Origin of the sequence: Brevundimonas sp. (assembly GCF_031082345.1) — a bacterium.
In the GTDB taxonomy this organism is placed as follows: Bacteria; Pseudomonadota; Alphaproteobacteria; order Caulobacterales; family Caulobacteraceae; genus Brevundimonas.
Genome location: NZ_JAVHLH010000364.1, coordinates 1 through 1,989 on the forward strand (window position 1 = coordinate 1; position 1,989 = coordinate 1,989).

Annotated in this window: 3 protein-coding genes and 1 pseudogene; 2 read left to right on the plus strand and 2 right to left on the minus strand. The window is 68.4% G+C overall.

Annotated elements, in window-relative coordinates:
- A partial coding sequence (locus RDU12_RS15320; protein WP_308685502.1) for a hypothetical protein occupies window positions 1-198 on the minus strand: 198 nt, incomplete at its 3' end.
- Between RDU12_RS15320 and RDU12_RS15325 the strand changes: the two genes are divergently transcribed.
- Both RDU12_RS15325 and RDU12_RS15330 read left to right on the plus strand, forming a co-directional pair.
- Window positions 142-528, plus strand: a complete 387-nt coding sequence (locus RDU12_RS15325; RefSeq protein WP_300291133.1) for a response regulator — start codon at window positions 142-144, stop codon at window positions 526-528. The genes RDU12_RS15320 and RDU12_RS15325 overlap by 57 nt on opposite strands.
- Entirely contained in the window at window positions 525-1,886 is a 1,362-nt protein-coding gene (locus RDU12_RS15330) for a PleD family two-component system response regulator (protein ID WP_300291131.1), read from the plus strand. The genes RDU12_RS15325 and RDU12_RS15330 overlap by 4 nt, the downstream gene beginning before the upstream one ends.
- 6 nt (window positions 1,887-1,892) lie before the next feature.
- On the opposite strand, the pseudogene RDU12_RS15335 reads toward RDU12_RS15330, so the two are convergent.
- Window positions 1,893-1,989: pseudogene (locus tag RDU12_RS15335) on the minus strand (hypothetical protein); the annotation flags it as partial.

The following is a 1,989-nucleotide window of genomic DNA, read 5'->3' on the forward strand; positions in this document are numbered from 1 at the left end:
CCCCAAGGGGAGAAGGGTAGGGAAGGCAAGCCGCGCCGCTTCACGCCAACTTAAGAGAAGCGGGGCCAGAGTGCAGCTGAAGAAGGCGAGCAAGCCTCCGCGCAACCGCGCTTCCTCGGAAGCGGAACAGGCCGGGTGATGATGTCGAAGACGGTCCTCATCGTCGAGGATAACGAGCTGAACATGAAGCTCTTTCATGATCTGCTCGAATCCCAGGGGTATCGCACCCTGCAGACCCGCGAGGGCCTGCAGGCGCTCGCCCTGGCGCGCCAGCACCATCCCGACCTGATCCTGATGGACATCCAGCTGCCCGAGATCAGCGGCCTGGAAGTGACCAAATGGCTGAAGGACGACGAGGAGCTGAGCCACATTCCGGTCGTCGCCGTGACCGCCTTCGCCATGAAGGGCGATGAGGAGCGGATCCGGCAGGGCGGCTGCGAGGCCTATATCTCCAAGCCGATCTCGGTAATGCATTTCCTCGAGGTGGTCCGCAAACACCTCGGGCCCGTCGAGATGGCCGTGCCATGACCGCCCGCATTCTGGTCGTCGATGACGTCGAGCCGAACGTTCGCCTGCTCGAGGCCAAGCTGACGCTGGAATACTATGAGGTGCTGACGGCGATGGACGGCGCGACGGCGCTGGAGATCGCCTCGGCGGAGCGGCCCGACATCATCCTGCTGGACGTGATGATGCCGGGGATGGACGGGTTCGAGACCTGTCGCCGGCTGAAGGCCGACCCGGTGACGCGGCACATTCCGGTGGTGCTGGTCACCGCCCTGGACGGCCGCGAGGACAAGATCAAGGGACTGGGCGTCGGAGCCGACGACTTCGTCACCAAGCCGATCGACGACGTCATCCTGTTCGCCCGGGTCAAGTCGCTGGTGCGGCTGAAGGCGGTGATGGACGAGCTGCGCGAGCGCGAGGAGAGCGGACGCCGGCTGGGGGTCGACGCGGACGGCGCCGGGCGGCTGCGCGGTTCGGGCGGCCGGGTGCTGATCGTCGACGACAATACGCTGCAGTCCGAGAAGATGGTCACCCATCTGGCCGGCGAACACCGGCCGGTGGTCGAGGCTGATCCCGCGGCGGCCCTGGTCGCGGCGGGCGGGCCGATCGACCTGATGATCGTCAATGTCTCGAGCAGCGGCTTCGACGGCCTGCGCTTCGTGGCCCAGGCGCGCTCGAGCGAGGCCTCCAGAAAGACGCCGATCCTGGCCGTGGTCGACCCGGCCGACCGGCCGCGCCTGCTGAAGGCGCTGGAGCTGGGCGTCAACGACATCCTGCCGCGCCCGGTCGATTCCGAGGAGCTGATGGCGCGGGCCCGGACCCAGATCAAGCGCAAGCGCTATGCCGACTTCCTCAAGGAAAAGCTGGACTACAGCCTCGAGATGGCGGTCACCGACGCCCTGACCGGGCTGCACAATCGCCGCTACATGGCGGGGCAGCTGCAGGCCATGGTCGGACGGGCCGGGCAGGGCGGTGATTCCGTCGCCGTGCTGGTCATGGACATCGACCACTTCAAAGCGGTCAACGACAGCTTCGGCCACGACGCCGGGGACGAGGTGCTGCGCGAGTTCGCGGTGCGGCTGGCGACCAATGTGCGGGCCATCGACCTGCCGTGCCGGTTCGGCGGCGAGGAGTTCGTGGTGGTCATGCCGGGCGCGAGCCTGGAGGCCGCCGCCCGGGTGGCCGACCGCATCCGCCGCGATATCGAGGGCCAGCCCTTCCCGATCATGGGCGGGGCCGAGGGGCTGACCATCACCGTCTCGGTCGGGGTGGCGGCCAGCGTGCCCGGCGACACGCCGGAGGGCCTGCTGAAGCGGGCCGACGAGGGCGTCTATGAGGCCAAGGCGCATGGCCGGAACCAGGTCATCGCGCGGGCGGCCTGAGGGCGGCTAGCGACTCATCCAGGGCTTGGACTTGCCGGTGGCGATGCTGGCGGCCTGTTCGCGCTGGAAACGGCCGCCGCGCGGCGGCTTGGGGCGGGCGTCG

What these genes read in the sequence shown, in the direction of transcription:
- RDU12_RS15325 (WP_300291133.1), top strand. Translation starts at nt 142, where the DNA reads ATGTCGAAGACGGTCCTCATCGTCGAGGATAACGAGCTGAACATGAAG.
- RDU12_RS15330 (WP_300291131.1), top strand. Translation starts at nt 525, where the DNA reads ATGACCGCCCGCATTCTGGTCGTCGATGACGTCGAGCCGAACGTTCGC.